This window comes from Candidatus Arsenophonus nilaparvatae (genome assembly GCF_045346035.1).
Classification (GTDB): domain Bacteria; phylum Pseudomonadota; class Gammaproteobacteria; order Enterobacterales; family Enterobacteriaceae; genus Arsenophonus; species Arsenophonus nilaparvatae.
In genome coordinates this window covers 2,047,837-2,067,137 of record NZ_CP158507.1, presented here as the reverse complement: position 1 = coordinate 2,067,137, position 19,301 = coordinate 2,047,837, and the positions used below count along the sequence as shown (strand labels likewise).

Genomic DNA, 19,301 nt, shown 5'->3' with positions numbered 1-19,301 from the left:
GTGAAAAATAAGGAAATATTGTTTTTATCTGATTATAAAGTAAAAGATATGTTTGTTTGAAATATGAATGGAGAAAAATTAGCTGGTTTTTAATCGAAATATTATAAAAATTCTTAACTTTTTGTTTTTACTAGCTTAAATCATTTCATTTATTTTACATAAGTGTTTCTGGAGCGATAATAGTAAATGCGCCTTTAACAATTAAAATAAATACAGCTGCCCATATTGCCGCTGATAATAAACAGATACTGTATACTTTAGTCCTATTCATTAATAACATGCCGGCGACTAATGGGATCATGTACCTTAATACTGCAATAAAACGTGAGGTAAATAACACCGTCATTCCTTGGTTTTGCAACTTGTTATGGGCATTATCAATAGTTGACTGATAGCGATTAAAAAATCGACTAAATAATTTTCTAGTAGTTATCTGATTACCCAAATAGTAGGAAATTATTGAACCTGTGGTTGCCCCTAAAGTAATGGCCAACCAAACTAAACTAATATTCAGTTTTGGCAGACTGGCAGTAATACCCGTTAATAACATAACGGATGCCGGTGGAAGAAAAGAAGATAAAACAACGGTAGATTTGCTCATGGCGATGCTAAATAATATTGTAAATAACCATATTGGATGTAAATTAAACTCTGACCAAAATGCATTTAGATATGTCATAAATTCTTCTGTTTTCATTGCGTTTTTTCTCTTTAATTAGCTATTTTCGGCAGCAATAAGAAAATATTATAATAATATAATCTATCTATATTAGCGTAAATCAACATGATTTAATTGCTGATAGAATAGGATTATTTTTACTAAATTTAAATTTAGTGATTTATGAGTAAATAAAGATTTAACTCATGTACATATGTTAGTGAGTGGTTGGTTGAATGGTAAATTGGCTGCTAGTGACAATCAATATCAAATAAATGAGATCTCTATTTAGTTAGCAATCAGACATCTATTTATTTTAAGACATTTGGCATCAAAATTAGTACAGAGCCTGAACCGGTAAGTAAGATTGATACTACAATATTCTTTGTTTAGTTTTAATATCGATTAATGATTATCTTTGTCATTAACAATATATTTTTTGTTAATGACAAAATAATTAGTTGAGTATTTTTTTATTCAATGAAGCGTCGACTTCTGATCTTTTTAAGTACGCATATAATATTGCGCTGATTAAAGTCCCACTGATAATTGCTAACAGATAAGCAATAATTGGTTGTACCGCCCCAGGGATCAACATAACAAACAGCCCACCATGCGGCGCCATTAGCGTTACATGAAAATACATCGATAATGCACCGGTAATTGCTCCGCCGAGCATACAGATAGGTAATACCCGCATCGGATCACGAGCAGCAAAGGGAATAGCGCCTTCAGAAATAAAGCATAGACCTAATATGAACGCTGCTTTGCCGCCTTCACGTTCATTAGATGAAAATTTATGACGAGCAAATAATGTTGCAAGGCCCATGGCTAAAGGGGGCACCATACCCGCCGCCATAATGGCTGCCATAGGTCCATAAGTTTGGGCACTTAATAACGCGACACCAAATGCATAAGAAGCTTTATTAACTGGTCCCCCCATATCTGTACACATCATCGCACCTAAAATAATACCTAAGATCACCGCATTAGTTGTACCTATGTTGGTTAGCCATTCGGTAAGAGCTGTCATTACCCAGGAAACGGGATTACCGATAATATAGATCATGACTAAGCCAGTTATTAATGTGGCGAACAATGGCACGATCAAGATTGGTTTTAGGGACGCCATACTTTTAGGTAATGGAAAGTGTTGATTGAGCAATTTGGCGACATAGCCAGCCAGAAAACCGGCAATAATACCACCAAGAAAACCGGCATTGGTGCTAACCGCTAGCATGCCACCAACTAATCCAGGCGTTAAGCCAGTTCTATCGGCAATCGAGTAAGCTATATAACCAGATAAAATCGGTACCATGAGGGCTAAAGCAGCGTGTTTACCAATTTGCATTAATGCAGCAGCTAATGTGCCTGGTTGTTCGGCTGCATCTAAACCAAACATAAAAGAGAGCGCGATACAAAGCCCACCGGCTACTACCATGGGTAACATGTAAGAAACACCAGTAAGTAGATGACGATAGACGCCTTGAGTTGCTGTTTTCTCAGTTAACTTGTCTGAGCTATTTTTTACTTTGTGAGGTTGATAATATTCAGCTTTAGTTAATGCATTATCCATTTCTTGTGCTGTTCTTTTTAAGGCGGCACTTGTTGAGGTGTGATAAATACGTTTACCGGCAAATTTCGTTAAATCAACTTCAATATCTGTAGCAGCAATAATAAAATCGGCGTCATTGATCTCTGCTGAGCTAATTTCATTGCCTGTTCCTACCGAACCACGTGTTTCTACTTTGATTTGCCAGCCGCGCTTTTTAGCTTCAATTTCTAAGGCTTCCGCTGCCATAAAAGTATGAGCTACCCCAGTAGGACAAGCAGTCACGGCTAAAACACGCTGATTTTTTGCCGCCGCTGGTTTGCTAAAATTGACCTTGTCCACAATAATCGCTTCTTTTTTGGCTATAGAGAGAATTTTTTCTGACTTACATATTGTCTGTGCTTCATCAGTAAAAAAAACTTTTTTACCAGTTAATTGGCGTTCATCAGATATATTTTCACCAATAACAATAATTAGTTCCGCTTCTGCAATATTATCCGTTAATTTTAAGGATTGTTGTTGTATCTGTTGACATAATATTTGCTTAGCAAGATAGGTTCTTGGTGGCATTTCGGGTGAATGGACAATAGCAATTGTTTTCATCAGGATATTCCTTATATTTGAAATGGGATCAGCTCAACACGGTTCATCATTTTTGTCAGTTGTTGCCGATCCATGCCCCTAACATTGCCTTGGCTGACTGATATGGCACTGATAGCGGTTGCTAAACGCAATGTATGCTCACTGGTTTGTTGCATCATTAAGCCATAGATTAAACCGCCCACCATGGCATCACCTGCGCCAACTGTACTAACGACCTGGCATTTCGGTGGCGTGGCTAACCAGGCACCGGACGAGTTGACCCACATTGCACCTTCTTCACCTAAGGAAATGACAACGTGAGCAATGCCTTGAGTGCGTAATTGCTGTGCTGCTTTGGCAATTTCTTGATAGCTAGATAAGGGGTGGCCAATCCAGCTTTCTAATTCATGTCGATTTGGTTTTACCAACCAAGGATTGGCTTTTAAACCAGCAATCAATGCTTCTCGGCTACTATCAAATATGACGCACATACATTGATCACGTAGCTGTTTCATCCAGTCAGTAAAATCATCTAAATCGATACCTTTGGGTAAACTACCACTTACACATACCATATCAAATTGGCTTAACCAGCTCAGTGAATCTTGAGCAAAATGTTGCCAATCCTGTTTGTTGACTTCAAAACCGGAAAAATTAAAATCACTAACTACACTATTTTTTTCTGTTAATTTGACATTAATTCGAGTTCTACCTTCGATGACATGAAAACGATTTATGATCCCGCGTTCCTTAAAATCCTGTTGGAAACCGGTTAAATTTTCTTTCCCTAAAAAACCACCAACAGTGACATTAATATTTAGATTTTTTAATGTATTAGCAACATTAATGCCTTTACCTGCTGGATATAATCCATGGGTTTTAACTAAGTTGACGGCACCTTTTTCAATATTGTCTAGCATACCGACTAAATCATAGGCGGGATTTAATGTAATGGTAGCAACCTTACTTTTCATGCAATTTCCTCATCCATATTAGCGCTAATGACCTGTTCGATAGCATGTAAGGTTGCTTGGGCGTCAGGGCCACTGATCTTAAATTGGATACGATGATTTTGACGTGCAACTAATCCAATGACACTCATTATATTATGGCCATTGGCGGGAATTCCGCTCCCATCCAAATTAGTAATAGTGACTTTGCTATTAAATTTTTTTATTGTATTAACTAATTGTGAACTTGGGCGTGCATGTAATCCATGTTTATTGTTTAATGTAAACTCCACGGATAGTGTCTCTTTTTCTTCATTTGTTTCAGTCGTTAGCAAGCTAAATACTTGTACGGCATTTGATGCTTGTAATAATTTGGCTATTTTTTTATCGATCAATAAATTGGCCAGGTGATTTAAAGTATTATTAGCTAGATTATCTTTGCATGATAGCGTGATAAGTAGGCAAAGTTGATGATCTTGATAAGATAACGGCTCTTTAGGGCGTGCAATGGCCATTGCTGTTTTTAGATTACCTTTTTTACTATCACTCAGCCAGATACCTTGGCCTAAATAAAGCGGTGGATTAGTGATCACATCGACGATAAAATCATTATTGATGGCATTTGCATCTTGTAAGTGATTAATATTTAACGCTTGTAGTGTCATGATATGGTCGGTATCAACATCTAAAGAGATCATGGAAGCGTTGAAAATGAAGTCATCAATCGACTCTTGGGCAAGCAATATATTATATATTGTGTCTATTGATGTCGTGGTTGCCAATCGCTTGGCAATATTTTCATCACTTAGAATATGTGTCAGTTGTCGTAATAAGGTTAAATGTTCCTCTGATTTAGCGGCGATGCCGATGACAATATAAGCTTTGTGGCCATTATCCCAATCTATGCCCTGTGGAAACTGAAATACTTGTACACCTGTCTGTAATACATTATGGCGCGTTTCTACGGTACCATGAGGAATCGCAATACCATTGCCTAAATAAGTTGACGCTTGATTTTCCCTTTTTTGCATACCGATTAGATAATCTGGCGTAACGTAACCCGCATTGATCAATGCTTGGGCAACTTGTGCGATGGCATGTTGTTTATGATCGGCAATTTGTGCTAAATGGATATCTTTTTTAGGCACATCAAACATGTTTTCTCCTATTCACATAAATGAGTGAAACACTGCAGTTTTTATACAGTCAAACCACAAAAGCTATTTTAGGTTTTATTTTATGCAAGCTGAATCGTTTCAATTTGCATGTAACTTTAGATAAAAACAGATATATTTATCTAATGGTATTTTTTGTTTTTATGAGTTTGTTCACGAATAAAATGTTTTTTGATTTACTAAACGAAAAAATATAAGTCTAGGTTGGCAAAATAAAAAAATGAAAGTAAGTTAATTGATATAAAAATGTGATCTTAATAGTAGATTAAAATAAAATAATTAAATTTTAGTGATATATATTTTAATTTTTGGAAATATAATGCAGCTTTGTTAATTGAAATTAAATTAATGTTGATAATTATTTGTATTTATTTTGCTTTAATCGGCATATAGCAATATTTTTCTGTGTAATATCAAATAGTAGTCTGGCCATTTAGTTATTTTTTGTTGAAGACTAAATAGTAAGATAATTTGGGCTAATTTTAATAATTAATTAAATATATGTAAAATATAATGTTTAATTAAGTGACAAATTGGTAAATATTTTTCTTAATGTTATTAACTAATTATTTTTACATTTTAATGAAAAGTGATAAAAAATGTTTATTTTTAGTTAAATAAAAAAACAATGATGCGACAGCATTATTAATTGTTATTGGTGCAGGGATGCATAGTTATTGTTTTTTATTAATTAACTCGATAGTATAATGTTATATTATAACACAAGTATTTTGCTATTTATTACTAATGAAGCATTTTTTATTTTAACTAGGCCACACAGGGAGTTTTCATTACTATGAATTGTGCTATAACTCGTCCGTCCAACGTTAGTAATCGATTATTATCGATCGATGCATTAAGAGGCATTGTCATGCTTTTAATGTTATTAGATCATGTGCGAGAAACATTTTTTCTTCATATGCAGGTCCCTGATCCAATGATAGCGGGTGAAACACCGGCTGATCTTTTTTTTAGTCGATTTACTGCTCATCTTTGTGCGCCGGTTTTTATTTTTTTGACCGGTTTATCGGCTTATTTGTATGGAAGTAAAAAAACATATTCCCAGTTAGCCACTAGTCAATTTTTATTTAAACGCGGGTTATTTCTTATCATCCTTGAACTCACGTTGATCAATTTTGCTTGGACTTTTCAATTACCGCCGACAAAAATTTTTCTGCAGGTTATATGGGCGATTGGGTTTTCGATGATTGCCTTAGCAATTTTACTTTGGTTACCAAGATGGCTGCTGGTAGTGCTGACGGTTTTATTGATTGCGGGTCATAATCTATTAGATACATTGCATTTCCCAACCGATCATTTTATGCATATTCCTTGGGCAATACTGCATGATAGAGGATGGATTGAGATTACTGACAGTATCAAAGCGCGTACATCTTATCCAATACTACCATGGATCGGTTTAATTATATTTGGTTATTTGGCTGGTTCATGGTTTACAGAAAGTTGTAATCAGCAACAGAGATTAAAGAAACTAAATTGCTGGGGTGTTGGCCTGTTAGTTGGTTTTATTTGTTTAAGAACAATTAATATCTATGGCGATAAACCATGGATATTAGCGGGCTCTTGGCTGGATACCGTGATGAGTTTTTTGAATATTACCAAATATCCGCCCTCTTTATTATTCATTATGTTGACGCTGGGTATTGGCTTACTACTGCTTCGGTTACTTGAGCTAAAACAAAATTTACCATGGTTAAAACTCTTAGTAACCTATGGTTCAGTACCGATGTTTTTTTATATTTTGCATCTTTATATATTGAAATTTCTCTATTTGATCGCAGTGGCTATTTGGGGAACAAATCAAGGTGAGTATTTTGGTTTTGATCATGTTGCGATGATCTGGTTAGTGACCATCATATTAGCGATACTTTTTTATCCGTTTGTGAAGCTGTTTAGCCAGTTTCAAGCGCGCCGCAAGGATTTAATTTGGCTAAAATATCTATAAATTATTTGGCAAAATTACCTAGTGTGATGGGACGGAACTGGATGGCGAGAATTTATTCTAGTTAAAATAATTACCTACAGCAATTGTCCATCTGTGATGAGTTAAATCTTCTGTTTATCATTTAGCCCACTTGATGTGGGCTTTTTTGTTTATTGATAGCTATCACTAAGCGTAATAATAGGGCGTAGCCGTTTGCCTGCCAACTTTGAGTTACCATAAAAAAGTTAGCAGTAATTTTATTTAATGATTGCGAATATATTGTGTTTTATAACCATAAGATTTACCTGTTTTCAATGGAGTAGTTAATTGAACTTGTTTTTTATTTTTTTTGCTTTCTCTTCAATCTTTTTGATAGCTATATTAATGTCCGCCAGAAATTCTCTTTTGGTATCATTTTTAGAAAACTTTGTATCCTGTAGGTTTGCTTCAGCAAAATTTGTTCCTGCTAAATTTGCTTTACTGAATTTAGCTTTTTGACAGTTAGCATTAGTTAAACTTGCATCAGTAAGATTGGCCTTTTTTAAGTTAGCGTTTATTAAAATTGCATCGTTGAATTTGGCTTTTTGACAGTTAGCTTGGGTTAAATCTGCATCAGTAAGATCGGCATTGTTTAATGTGGCGTTTGTTAAAGTTGCTTCCTTGAGATTTGTTTTGTGTAGAAAAATAGTTTCCCCAAAACTTTTTTTAGTCGTATTTGTTTTTTGTAATAAGTAAGCTGCTGCTGAATGTGCATCAGTGAGGGTTGTAGTTAGTAACTTGATAGTTTCTGTTAAGTACTCTCTAGTGATGTTGGTTTTTTTTATGAGTCGTATTACTGCTAACGTTTGGTTATCGGGTATTTTTTGAATGATATCCTTTTCTTTTAATATGTCACTTGCTATTGATTGTGCTTTAATTAACTGCATATTAGTGAGATTTTTTGTAGTTGAGAGACCTCTTTCATTTAATAAAATAGTTGCAGCTAAATATACTTCGATGGCATTTATTTTTTGTAATAAGGGGGTTTTTGGATTTTCTTCAGTGATCTTAAATTCAGTAATATTTATTTTCTGTAATAGGATAGCGGCAGCTATTGCTGCTTCATTGAAATTTTCTTCAACGATATCTATTTTGTTTGATGAGATAGCTGGTGTAAAATTTGCTCCTGTTAAGTCCGCCCCAGAAAAATTGGTTGCTTGTAAGACCGAAGCTGCTAGATCGATATTGTTAGCTTTAATATTCGTTGCTATTGTATTGAATAAATTAGCAAAACTTAAATCTACATTATTTAGTTTTGATCCTGATAGGTTTGCTTTTTCCAGATTAGCGCCGATTAAATTTGCGTTATCAAAATTTGCTTCAATCAGAATGCTTTCTCTTAGATCTGCATTTTTTAAATTAGCATATTTCAGATTTGCCTGGTGCAGGTTTGCATTTGTCAGTTTTACCCCTTGCATGTTTGTTGAAAACAATTGTGCTTCGCTTAAATCGGCTTCAGTCATATCTGACATTATAAAACTGGAAGTGGAAAAATCTGTGTTATTTAATTTTGTATTTTGCAGTTTTGCACCAGATAAATTAGATATTGTTATTTTTGCGTGACTTAAATCGGCTTCAGTAAATGTTGCTTTTTGAAAAAAAGATTTTTTTATATTTGTTTTACTTAATAAAGCGTTACTGAAATTTACATTGCAGAATTTAGAGTCGAAAATATACGCTTGATTTAAATTGGCTTTACAAAATGATGCTCCTTGTGAATCAATTGAATCTAAAGTCGCGTTATTTAACAGTGCTGAATCTAGGCATGCATTTTTTAATGTAGTGGCTTTAATTTCTCCGTTGGGTAGTCTTAATCTGGCCAGTTTTGCATTACTTAAGTCAGCCTTAATCAATGTTGCGTCATCCAGATTAGTGCCCGCGATGGTAGTTCTTACTAACAATACTGAGTCTAATGCTGCATGATTGAATGTCGTGTTTTGAATTATTGCATCGACCATGTTTACGCGAGTAAGTTTTGCGTGATCAAAATTAGCGCCAGCTATAGAGGCTCTTTCTAATAATGCTGAATCTAATTTTGCATATTTGAATGTCGTTTTTTCAATTTTTGCGTCGTTTAAATTTGCTTCAATTAATTTTGCATTATCAAATGTTGTATTTATAATATTAGTGTTTTGCAGATTTGCGCCGGATAAGTCTGTTCCGTTTAGATTTACATTTGAAAAATATGCCTCGCTTAAATCAATTCCTTCTAAAATTCTGGCAGATAGATCGGTATTTAATAAATGAATCTTTCCTTCCTTTATAAATATGTTTGGATCAATTCTATTGTTTAATAACATTAAAGTGGCGGTATTTTTAAATCCTTTTACATCAATATCTGAAGTAAAACTCTCTCCTGTTTGTCCTTCAACGGTAACAGATAGTTTGTCTGAATGATATTCAGAGGGTTTAATAGCTACCGTGCAACCATCAAAATTAAATTTGAGTTCTTTAGGAATATGATAACAATTTGAATTGGCAATTTTTTCTTCTAGTGCGGTGGTCATTGTTTGCATGAAATTATCGTATTGTTTAGATAATTTTCTTTCCACCCCGCCTAGGGTAAAAAAGTTTATAATATGTTCAAGTAAGCCTTTCGGTGACGTCGCTAATTCTTTTCCTTCTATCGGGTTAATATTTATTGCGTAATTAATAAACATTGAACAACGATTGGTATCCATATTTATATATGCCATACTTCCTATTTCCCTAATAGTATTAAATTTAAAATAAGCGCAATTGGCTTATTTTTGATTAATGGTATTACAACAATAGATATATATTAATATTACTGAATATGTTATTAGTATTGATATATAATCAGATATATCGAATTTATACTATATAATTTTTCTAATGTTTTCTTTATAAATGTATAAGAATTTCAAAAATAATTTATAAATGTATAAGAATTTATAAATGTATAAGAATTTCAAAAATAATTTAACGAAAAATTAACATTAATTATTAAGCAGCATAACGGGTATCAAACGTGATTTTTTTCTTTTTGAGGCGAGAGAAAGATTTGTCAATAAGCGGTAATGATGTTTTTATGAACAATATGAGTTAACTTTGTACAATTGAGTGGATTTTAAGTAGATCTCCCCTTACCCCAAAAAGGGGACGTAACGCATTCGAGCAATCTCTAAAGCATGATCGACTAATTGAGCTATCCTCAATCCTTCGATAAAACGAGAAAATTTCATCCTGCCACCACAAAGAATGCAACTAAACGGATCGACTCCTAAAAACCGCTGGCTTAGCAGGGTAAAAGTCATCGAACGTTTTCTTTTGAATGCCGATTGTCCCACTGCTTTTCTAACAATATCGAGTAATTTTCCCACCACTCGATTTGCCAAAAACCAAAATAACGGATCATCCGAAAATGTTTCTCGGGGATCTGTTTGATAAGCCGTAAAATTAATTCTTTCTGGGTTAAATCTAAATTTTTATAATGACCGGTATTATGGTCGAAAAACCGCAACGTAATGCGACTTCCTCCATCATAATGCGCTAGCCTTGCGCCAGAGACTGGCGGTTTCTTCAGGTAACGCCCAATATACTTTGCTGTTTTTTGGGCATTGGATGTCGGGTCGGCAAAATAAACATGCCAATAATCTTTACCTTCAGCATTTTTCCCTGCATTCAGAATAAACCGCTTCCACTCATCATAATCTCTTATGTGCTGTAAACTTTCAGGTAGGTAAATTTTCCCCCAGACAGAAAGAAGATATTGTCGAATATTCCACATCCAACGTTTTCTGACTTTAGCGAGGTCAAATTGCATCGACTTCCATTTTTCATTTTGATTGATGCCGCCCATTGTCCATGAGAGATGAATATGCGTGTTCCAGTTTAGTTTTCTCCCATAGGTATGTAGCGCACCAAAAATACCCATTGTTAATCCCCGTTTTTTTGCTGCATAAAGTAAATTGTCCGCAGCAAACGGGAACAGTTTCCCTAGTAACCATCGATTCAATTCAAAGAGAAGCCAAAGACTATCCGGCATCGTAAACGTACCATGTTGCCATTCGACATCCGGTAAACGCATTATATTTGTGTCTATCCAAGTATCCGTGGCTTTTGTTCCACAGGATGGACAACCTCGTCCCTTGCAGGTAAAACAAACTAACTTCTGATGAGCACAATCTTCATTTTCACAACAGTATTGACGGAACCCCATCATCGTTGTGCCACAGGCTAACATTTTTGTTACCACCTCGATTTCAATATCTCTCAGTTGGGTAGTTTCCATGATCGCCGCCCATGCATTATTCCGCTCAAAAAGCAATTTTAACGGTTTGGGTTGAAAATCAGCTCTCATCGGGAAGTTAACTCACGGAAAAAAGAAACGAAATTAGCCATTTAACGATTAATAACTGTCATGTTTTAGGGTGAAAAAATAATCAATTTTAACGTTGCAGGATTATTTAACCAAATCTTATTTAACTAACCGACAAAACACGCTATAAAACGTCCTGTATCACTTTTTATGAAGAGATATACGATGGGTAATAGGGAATGATAGGTTTTTTTATTTGATAGCCTTAAAATCAATTACAGGCGGTTTTTTTTATGTCTGTACTTACTGGTTATCGATTTGCAGCCGTAGGCTGATTCGTTCAATTCAACATAATAATGCCATACAATAATTTATATTAATTAGATTATTTATTTTATCCAGATCGTTATTTCTTATAAGATAAGACGTATAAGCTTTTTAATATTAATATTTATTTTCTTGATGTTGTTCAACATCAATTATGCTCATAACCTATTATCAATACTTAAATTCTATCAATAGACTTTTACAGCTTTCCTAATGAGTTAGTTTATATTTTATCCATAACTTTGCTGTTAACTTTTGAATGCAAATTTATCAATAAGTTATTTTTGTTCAGTTATTGGCCATGAATTTAAACTGAAATAGTTAATAAATAAATTACACACAGCAAAATCATTAATTTCACTGATTTTGTTTATAAAACAAGCATATGATTTATAAAGACTAGACCCGCACTAAAACAGCACGTATAATGCACCCCACTTAGGCCCCTTGGCTCAGTGGTTAGAGCAGGCGACTCATAATCGCTTGGTCGCTGGTTCAAATCCAGCAGGGGCCACCAAATTTTAGCTATAATAGCAGCCAATTGATACCACTCTCCTATGAGTGGTTTTTGCTATTCTAAAGCCACAGATTTTGCTTGCCTTTGTAGGCAACGGATTTATCACTAACGGCCAGCAGCTAGCGGTGGCGACAATTATCGACGACATCAGTGCAATCAAAACAACCATTTCTGCTCTATAACTGGCAATAATTAATATTGATGGATAACTAAATATCAGATTGGAAATTGAATCGAGGGTGTTTAGGCAACATTTTGTTAGCGTTTTTACCATGTTATCTAATTACAGTGGCTAAAACTTTTACTAATGATCTGCTGAGTTAACATAACTATCAATAAAAAAGCACCTATCTAGAGGTGCTTTTTTATTACGCTAAAGATTAAATAAGCGTTATTCATCCAGGAAACTACGTAACACTTCTGAACGACTTGGATGGCGCAGTTTACGTAACGCTTTTGCTTCTATTTGTCGGATCCGCTCGCGAGTAACATCAAACTGTTTACCCACTTCCTCTAGCGTGTGATCCGTATTCATATCAATACCAAAGCGCATGCGCAGAACTTTTGCTTCACGGGTCGTTAAGCCAGCTAGAACTTCGTGGGTAGCTGATCTTAGACTTTCCGAGGTAGCAGAGTCTAACGGTAACTCTAGAGTAGTATCTTCAATGAAATCACCAAGATGTGAATCTTCATCATCGCCAATAGGTGTTTCCATCGAGATAGGCTCTTTAGCAATTTTTAGTACTTTACGGATTTTATCCTCAGGCATTAACATCCGTTCCGCCAATTCTTCAGGCGAGGGTTCACGACCCATTTCCTGTAACATTTGGCGAGAAATGCGGTTCAGTTTGTTGATCGTTTCGATCATGTACACTGGAATACGGATTGTGCGCGCCTGATCAGCAATTGAACGGGTGATCGCCTGTCGGATCCACCAGGTTGCATAAGTTGAAAACTTATAGCCACGACGGTATTCAAATTTATCAACCGCTTTCATTAGACCAATGTTACCTTCCTGGATCAGATCAAGGAATTGAAGGCCACGATTGGTATATTTTTTAGCAATAGAGATAACTAACCGTAAGTTAGCTTCAACCATCTCTTTTTTCGCTCGACGCGCTTTTGCTTCACCAATAGACATTCGGCGGTTAATATCTTTAACCTGTTCAATGGTTAAACCAGTCTCTTCTTCAATTTGTTGTAGTTTTTGCAACGAGCGTTGTATATCTTCTTCGACTTCAACTAATTTTTCAGACCAGGGTTTATTCATTGCTTTTGCCGCAGCTAACCAATTACCATTGGTTTCATTACCTGAGAATAGGGTAATGAAGTTTTTCTTCGGCATCTTGCATTGTTCAATACAGAGTTTCATGATGAGACGTTCTTGAGAACGAACACGTTCCATCATATCACGCATATTGTTCACTAAATAATCAAACTGTTTTGGTACTAAACGGAACTGTTTGAAAATCTCAGACAACTGCTCGATTTCTGCTACTGAATTAGCATGGTTACGGCCACTTTTTTGGATTTCAATGGACGTACGTTCATATTGCTCACGAAGTTCTGAAAATTTCTGTCGAGCGAGTTCTGGATCGACATTGTTTTCATCACTGTCGTCACTATCGTCGTCTTCGTCTTTATCTTCATCTTCGTCATCATTTAAGGCTTCTTCCGGTAACACTGAACCGATATGTGTTGCTGTCGGTGCTAAATCCTCTTCGGCGTTTGGATCAACGAAGCCGGTAATAATATCAGATAGGCGGATTTCACCTTTTTCAACACGTTCGTATTGGTCTAATAGATAAGCGATAGCCTCAGGATATTCAGCAACAGAACACTGAACCTGATTAATGCCATCTTCGATGCGTTTAGCGATATCAATTTCACCTTCACGGGTCAGTAGTTCTACGGTGCCCATTTCACGCATATACATCCGCACAGGATCTGTTGTGCGGCCTATTTCACTTTCAACACTGGATAATACCTGGGCAGCAGCCTCAACAGCATCATCGTCAGTATCAGTGGCGGTTTCTGCCAGAATAAGATCGTCGGCATCAGGCGCTTCTTCCATCACTTGAATGCCCATATCATTAATCATTTGGATGATATCTTCTATCTGATCTGAATCGACGATATCTTCCGGCAGATGGTCGTTGACCTCAGCATAGGTCAGGTAGCCTTGCTCTTTACCTTTGGTAACTAGTAGCTTCAGCTGTGACTGCGGGTTTTGCTCCATAAGACGGTATCCACACTTCATAATTTGGGTTGGTGTTGGTCGGCGAAAACAAGTCAGCCAACAATAAAATTAAAGGGAATTTAATTATTTTATGTGCCATGCCCTTTACATCATGGCAACTTACAGGCGCTTGCCCTACGTTATACGGCACTTAAGCCGGATGTTTTTTACTTTTTCAAGATTACTGCTTTATTCTTGCAACAGTAATTAAACGAACTTCTTCACGTTCTTCACTGGTTAAGCCTTCTGTTCGCTCTTTTGCCATCAGAAATGCGAACCTTTCATCAAGCGCGGTAATAAATAAATGCTCCAACGCATCCTTGAACATTTTTTCTGCTATCTCTTCTATCTCTATATCGTTCCAAGTTGCCAGTTTTTCAAGTTGTTTAACAAATTTATTATTACGATAGCATTCCAATAATTGACCAGTATTTATGCCAGGATGAGATTGACAAAGTTCAACTAACTCTAAAAACAGCGCTAATCCTGGTAATTGTGAGTGCTTAATTCCATCAAGAGTAGGAATTAGGCTGACAAAATTTGGATTTTGTACCAATAATGCGATCAATATTCGCATTGTTGTCGGTTTAATTTTTGGTGTCTGATAATTTGTTTTTTCCGCCGATCCTTTTTCGATCATGGCAAAAATACGCGAAGTATCAGGAATACCAATAAAATTACCTAATTCTTGTGCCAAATATAACTGTAAAGTATCACCAGGCACTTTTTTAATTAAAGGGATAGCAAGACGATTGAATTTTGCTTTACCTTCATGACTGCTTAAATCAACTTGTGCAACCAATGTATCAAACAAAAATGTAGACAAAGAGTGAGATTTATCCATCCGTTGTTCAAAATTTGTTTTACCTTCTTTACGTATTAGTGAATCAGGATCCTCGCCATCAGGTAAAAACATAAATTGTAGTTGGCGGCCATCACTCAAATAGGGAAGTGCCGTTTCAAGCGTTCGCCATGCGGCTTCGCGACCAGCTTTATCCCCATCATAACAACAAATAACCGTATCTGTTGTCCGAAAAAGTAACTGGATATGCTCTGCCGTGGTTGATGTACCTAATGACGCTACGGCATAATTAATACCAAATTGCGCCAGAGCGACAACATCCATATAACCTTCGACAACTAATAGTTTAGAAAGTGCCAGATTATTTTGTGTTGCTTCATATAAACCGTATAATTGACGGCCTTTATGAAAAATCTCAGTTTCTGGTGAATTGAGATATTTTGGTAATGTGTCATCTAAAACACGGCCACCAAATGCCACGACACGTCCTCTACGATCCCGGATTGGAAACATTATACGTTCACGAAAGCGATCGTAAGTGCGGCCATTATTATTGGTAACTAACATACCAGCCGCATCTAGCTGTTTATGGCTATCAGCGTGTTTAGCGAAATGCTTGAGTAGGTTGTCCCAGCCGCTTGGGGCAAAACCGATAGAAAAGCGATAAATAACTTCATCACTTAAGCCGCGCTGTATTAAATATTGTTTTGCACTCTGCGAGTCTAATTTATTCAATAAATGTTGATAAAATTGATTAATTTCATCCATTAATTGATAAAGATTTTGTCGCTGATGCCGCTCTATTTGGTTTGAACTGTTGCCGGTTTCATAAGGAATTTCCAGTCCGTGCATGGTAGCCAGTTCTTCAATCGTTTCGACAAAATCAAGCTTGTCATAGTTCATCAAAAAATCAATGGCATTACCATGAGCGCCACAGCCGAAACAGTGATAAAATTGTTTATCGACATTAACTGTAAATGAGGGCGTTTTTTCATTATGAAATGGACAACACGCGTGATGGTTTTTGCCTTGCTTTTTTAGCGGCACTTTAGTATCAATAAGATCAACGATATCGGTTCTGGCCAATAAATCATTGATAAATGTACGCGGGATTCGTCCAGCCATAAACTCTTCATTGATGAAAGATAACAAGCCGTGCTTCCTGTTGGAAAGCACGGCCTTCTTGTAATCACTTAATCACTGCTGTCGAATTGTTACGATTGTTGAACCGTAGCAATTAGTACAAACGAGTACGGCGTGCGTTCTCGCGAGCCAATTTTTTAGCGTGGCGCTTTACTGCTGATGCTTTTTCACGTTTACGTACAGTCGTTGGTTTCTCATAGAACTCACGACGGCGCACTTCAGCTAATATTCCTGCTTTTTCGCAAGAACGCTTAAAACGACGTAGTGCTACGTCAAATGGCTCGTTTTCACGTACTTTAATTACCGGCATGTGCCTTTCACCTCAAAAAAATCGGTTTTTGCTAGCAATATCATAGCCAGCTGTCTTTAAAATGGTGCGGAATTTTACTTCAATGTGTAGGGCTTTGTAAAGTGCTGTATAAAAACGAAACGCACAAAATCACCCAATTATTTATTTTTAATAACAAAATAGTTGGCATAGTCTAGATGATAATGAATAAGCCCTACAAATTATTTATATTAATTATAACTGATTTAATCCAGATAGACAGTTATTTATTTGCTGAGAAGTTGCACCTTTTTTACATAAATAGTGATAAACTTGCGCTATTAGCTAAGGTGGTGAGTAATATATGCGTGTTTTAGGTATAGAAACATCTTGCGATGAAACGGGTATCGCGATTTATGATGATCAATTAGGTTTATTAGCCAATCAATTATATAGCCAGGTAAAATTGCATGCCGATTATGGCGGAGTGGTGCCTGAATTAGCTTCTCGCGATCATATTCGTAAAACAATTCCTTTAATTAAAGCGGCACTACAACAAACGGATTCAACTGCTGGTGATATTGATGCGGTTGCTTATACCGCGGGTCCTGGTTTGATTGGTGCTTTATTGGTGGGAGCAACAATCGGGCGTTCATTAGCATTTGCTTGGCGAGTGCCGGCTATTCCTATTCATCACATGGAAGGGCATCTACTGGCGCCAATGCTGGAAGAAAATAGTCCTGAGTTCCCTTTTGTAGCATTATTGGCCTCTGGTGGGCATACTCAGTTAATTAATGTAATAGCGATTGGTCAATATCAATTATTAGGCGAATCAATTGATGATGCTGCGGGTGAAGCTTTTGATAAGACAGCAAAATTATTAGGTTTGGATTATCCGGGCGGGCCAGCACTCTCATTGATGGCAGGGCAGGGACAGGCTGGCCGTTTTGTATTTCCTCGTCCGATGACAGACCGCCCGGGACTGGATTTTAGTTTCTCAGGGTTAAAAACTTTTGCTGCCAATACCATTCGTAATAATAGTATGGATCAACAAACCGCTGCTGATATTGCTCGGGCATTTGAAGATGCTGTTGTGGATACATTAGTGATCAAATGTAAACGTGCTTTAGAACAAACGGGTTCTAAGCGTTTGGTTATGGCAGGTGGTGTAAGTGCAAATCGTACCTTACGGCTAAAAATGGCAGAATCGATAACAAAAATTGGCGGCCAGGTTTTTTATGCTCGACCAGAATTTTGTACTGATAATGGCGCAATGATAGCACTGGCCGGCATGATCCGTTTAAAAAATGGCGTAAGTAATAGCCTGGATATCACCGTGAAAGCACGTTGGCCACTAGCAGATTTATCACCGTTAGCAACAACAACTGGGCATAAATCGACTTAAAGTCTAAAAATTAACACAGTAATCAGTAATTAATCATTTTTTTCTTGCTTTTTAGTGGCTTGAATCAGTTCTTTATTTGTTTTTTCGCTTTTTTTCTTCATTTTTTGCCATATACGGCTTTCTTGGCCTCTCCACAGACGCTGAATGTTATCATGATGGCGAAAGAGTATGAGACATGAAAGCATCGCAACCGGGAAGGTGAATTCCGGTTTAAACCACCAAACATAGAAGGGAGCTAATAGAGCAGTGACAATAGCTCCTAATGATGAATATCCACTGAGTAGTACAGTCAGTAGCCAGGTACCTGCGACAACGCCAGATAACCCCCAGCCAATCGCAACAATTGAGCCAAAAGCAGTAGCAACGCCTTTTCCACCTTTAAAACGAAAGAAAATGGGGTAAATATGGCCCAAACAGGCGGCAATGGCAATAATTCCAAGGTAAAAAGGAGGAATATTTAAATAATAGGCTAGCCATACTGGGATCATCCCTTTTAGGATGTCACAAATGAGCACAGCCAAAGCAGCCGCTTTTCCACCAATGCGTAACACGTTGGTTGCTCCAGGATTCTCGGAACCATGGCGTCTGGGATCAGGAAGACCTATCAATCGGCAGATCAAGACGGCGCTGGAGATTGAACCACAGAGATAAGCGAAGATAATCATGCCAAGTGCGATTGCACTCATATCATTACTCCAAATAATCAAGACCTTTTTAACTTAACGTATTAATAATACATGTATTTTATCGAAGTATTATTTGCATACCGTGTTTTAAAGATCATAGGGATATCAGATCATTAATAAAATATACAGTATAGTTGTTAGTAAAACTAAGGAATATCTTTGCTAAATTTATTTTTTAGTTATAGTGAATTATTTTTCAACTTTTTGGTTTTTTTGGCAAAATCTGTCAGCATGATAGTCGTTAATCTCCTATTATTGCCGCAAATTTTACTAAAATGTGTGATCATTGGGCCATTTTTGTCAATGATAATAGAGAAGTATCTGGAAAGCGATTATTTATCGCAATTAAAAAAATGAGAGAAGGTTAAATGGACATTATATTTATTGAACAGTTATCAGTATTCACAACCATTGGTGCTTATGATTGGGAACAAACGATCCAACAGAAATTGTTGCTCGATATTGAGATGGGATGGGATAATCAGCGGGCAGCCAAAAGTGATCAAGTGGAAAATTGTTTAGATTATGCGCAGGTTAGCCAAGTGGTAATTAAACATATAGAAACACAAAAATTTGCATTGATAGAACGGGTTGCGCAGGAGATTGCTGATATTATTTTAAATCAGTTCAATAGTTGTTGGGTCCGCGTTAAAGTTTGTAAGCCAGGTGCGGTGGCGCAGGCTAAGCAGGTTGGTGTGATTATAGAGCGGACAAAATCTGTTTAGGTTAGC

At 36.5% G+C, this 19,301-nt stretch carries 12 protein-coding genes, 1 tRNA gene and 1 pseudogene; 4 read left to right on the top strand and 10 right to left on the bottom strand.

Annotated features, from left to right (window positions below):
• Positions 1 to 154: 154 nt before the first annotated feature.
• The 4 genes from WH390_RS09805 to fruB all read right to left on the bottom strand — a co-directional run bounded on the left by WH390_RS09805 (position 155) and on the right by fruB (position 4,899).
• Positions 155 to 679: a DedA family protein gene (locus tag WH390_RS09805; RefSeq protein ID WP_032114601.1), complete on the bottom strand. Its 525-nt coding sequence runs from the start codon at positions 677 to 679 to the stop codon at positions 155 to 157.
• A gap of 436 nt (positions 680 to 1,115) precedes the next feature.
• The gene (fruA, locus tag WH390_RS09800; RefSeq protein WP_032114506.1) at positions 1,116 to 2,813 is read right to left on the bottom strand and encodes a PTS fructose transporter subunit IIBC; all 1,698 of its coding nucleotides are present in this window, start codon (positions 2,811 to 2,813) and stop codon (positions 1,116 to 1,118) included.
• Between the two features lie 11 nt (positions 2,814 to 2,824).
• Positions 2,825 to 3,766 (bottom strand): 1-phosphofructokinase, encoded by a 942-nt coding sequence (gene fruK, locus WH390_RS09795; RefSeq protein ID WP_032114507.1) that lies wholly within the window; start codon positions 3,764 to 3,766, stop codon positions 2,825 to 2,827.
• A complete protein-coding gene (gene fruB, locus WH390_RS09790) occupies positions 3,763 to 4,899 on the bottom strand; it encodes a fused PTS fructose transporter subunit IIA/HPr protein (RefSeq protein WP_032114508.1) in 1,137 nt (378 codons plus the stop codon). Before fruB ends, fruK begins: the two co-directional genes overlap by 4 nt.
• Positions 4,900 to 5,713: 814 nt before the next feature.
• On the opposite strand from fruB, the gene WH390_RS09785 reads away from it, so the two are divergent.
• The gene (locus tag WH390_RS09785) at positions 5,714 to 6,883 is read left to right on the top strand and encodes a DUF1624 domain-containing protein (RefSeq protein ID WP_032114510.1); all 1,170 of its coding nucleotides are present in this window, start codon (positions 5,714 to 5,716) and stop codon (positions 6,881 to 6,883) included.
• Positions 6,884 to 7,185: 302 nt separating this feature from the next.
• On the opposite strand, the gene WH390_RS09780 is transcribed toward WH390_RS09785, so the two are convergent.
• Positions 7,186 to 9,597: a pentapeptide repeat-containing protein gene (locus WH390_RS09780; RefSeq protein WP_032114511.1), complete on the bottom strand. Its 2,412-nt coding sequence runs from the start codon at positions 9,595 to 9,597 to the stop codon at positions 7,186 to 7,188.
• Positions 9,598 to 10,008: 411 nt separating this feature from the next.
• Positions 10,009 to 11,225, bottom strand: a pseudogene (locus WH390_RS09775) (IS91 family transposase).
• A gap of 726 nt (positions 11,226 to 11,951) precedes the next feature.
• Here WH390_RS09775 and WH390_RS09770 point away from each other — a divergent pair.
• Positions 11,952 to 12,027, top strand: a tRNA-Ile gene (locus WH390_RS09770).
• A 391-nt stretch (positions 12,028 to 12,418) separates the two neighbouring features.
• On the opposite strand, the gene rpoD is transcribed toward WH390_RS09770, so the two are convergent.
• From rpoD to rpsU, 3 genes are all read right to left on the bottom strand, one after another.
• On the bottom strand, positions 12,419 to 14,266 hold the full coding sequence (gene rpoD / locus WH390_RS09765) for an RNA polymerase sigma factor RpoD (protein WP_406850571.1): 1,848 nt from the start codon (positions 14,264 to 14,266) through the stop codon (positions 12,419 to 12,421).
• 181 nt (positions 14,267 to 14,447) lie between these two features.
• Entirely contained in the window at positions 14,448 to 16,193 is a 1,746-nt protein-coding gene (gene dnaG, locus WH390_RS09760) for a DNA primase (protein ID WP_032114602.1), read from the bottom strand.
• A gap of 112 nt (positions 16,194 to 16,305) precedes the next feature.
• Positions 16,306 to 16,521, bottom strand: coding sequence for a 30S ribosomal protein S21 (rpsU, locus tag WH390_RS09755; RefSeq protein WP_026821546.1), 216 nt, complete (start codon positions 16,519 to 16,521; stop codon positions 16,306 to 16,308).
• A gap of 322 nt (positions 16,522 to 16,843) precedes the next feature.
• On the opposite strand from rpsU, the gene tsaD reads away from it, so the two are divergent.
• Positions 16,844 to 17,884: a tRNA (adenosine(37)-N6)-threonylcarbamoyltransferase complex transferase subunit TsaD gene (tsaD, locus tag WH390_RS09750; protein WP_032114514.1), complete on the top strand. Its 1,041-nt coding sequence runs from the start codon at positions 16,844 to 16,846 to the stop codon at positions 17,882 to 17,884.
• 29 nt (positions 17,885 to 17,913) lie between these two features.
• On the opposite strand, the gene plsY is transcribed toward tsaD, so the two are convergent.
• Entirely contained in the window at positions 17,914 to 18,570 is a 657-nt protein-coding gene (plsY, locus tag WH390_RS09745) for a glycerol-3-phosphate 1-O-acyltransferase PlsY (RefSeq protein WP_032114515.1), read from the bottom strand.
• Positions 18,571 to 18,938: 368 nt separating this feature from the next.
• Here plsY and folB point away from each other — a divergent pair, with 368 nt between their 5' ends.
• Positions 18,939 to 19,295 (top strand): bifunctional dihydroneopterin aldolase/7,8-dihydroneopterin epimerase, encoded by a 357-nt coding sequence (folB, locus tag WH390_RS09740; RefSeq protein ID WP_032114516.1) that lies wholly within the window; start codon positions 18,939 to 18,941, stop codon positions 19,293 to 19,295.
• The last annotated feature ends 6 nt before the right edge of the window (positions 19,296 to 19,301 follow it).

Coding starts and splice junctions, on each gene's coding strand:
- WH390_RS09780 (WP_032114511.1), bottom strand. CDS start 9,597: ATGGCATATATAAATATGGATACCAATCGTTGTTCAATGTTTATTAAT.
- fruK (WP_032114507.1), bottom strand. CDS start 3,766: ATGAAAAGTAAGGTTGCTACCATTACATTAAATCCCGCCTATGATTTA.
- rpoD (WP_406850571.1), bottom strand. CDS start 14,266: ATGGAGCAAAACCCGCAGTCACAGCTGAAGCTACTAGTTACCAAAGGT.
- WH390_RS09805 (WP_032114601.1), bottom strand. CDS start 679: ATGACATATCTAAATGCATTTTGGTCAGAGTTTAATTTACATCCAATA.
- tsaD (WP_032114514.1), top strand. CDS start 16,844: ATGCGTGTTTTAGGTATAGAAACATCTTGCGATGAAACGGGTATCGCG.
- dnaG (WP_032114602.1), bottom strand. CDS start 16,193: ATGGCTGGACGAATCCCGCGTACATTTATCAATGATTTATTGGCCAGA.
- plsY (WP_032114515.1), bottom strand. CDS start 18,570: ATGAGTGCAATCGCACTTGGCATGATTATCTTCGCTTATCTCTGTGGT.
- fruB (WP_032114508.1), bottom strand. CDS start 4,899: ATGTTTGATGTGCCTAAAAAAGATATCCATTTAGCACAAATTGCCGAT.
- WH390_RS09785 (WP_032114510.1), top strand. CDS start 5,714: ATGAATTGTGCTATAACTCGTCCGTCCAACGTTAGTAATCGATTATTA.
- fruA (WP_032114506.1), bottom strand. CDS start 2,813: ATGAAAACAATTGCTATTGTCCATTCACCCGAAATGCCACCAAGAACC.
- rpsU (WP_026821546.1), bottom strand. CDS start 16,521: ATGCCGGTAATTAAAGTACGTGAAAACGAGCCATTTGACGTAGCACTA.
- folB (WP_032114516.1), top strand. CDS start 18,939: ATGGACATTATATTTATTGAACAGTTATCAGTATTCACAACCATTGGT.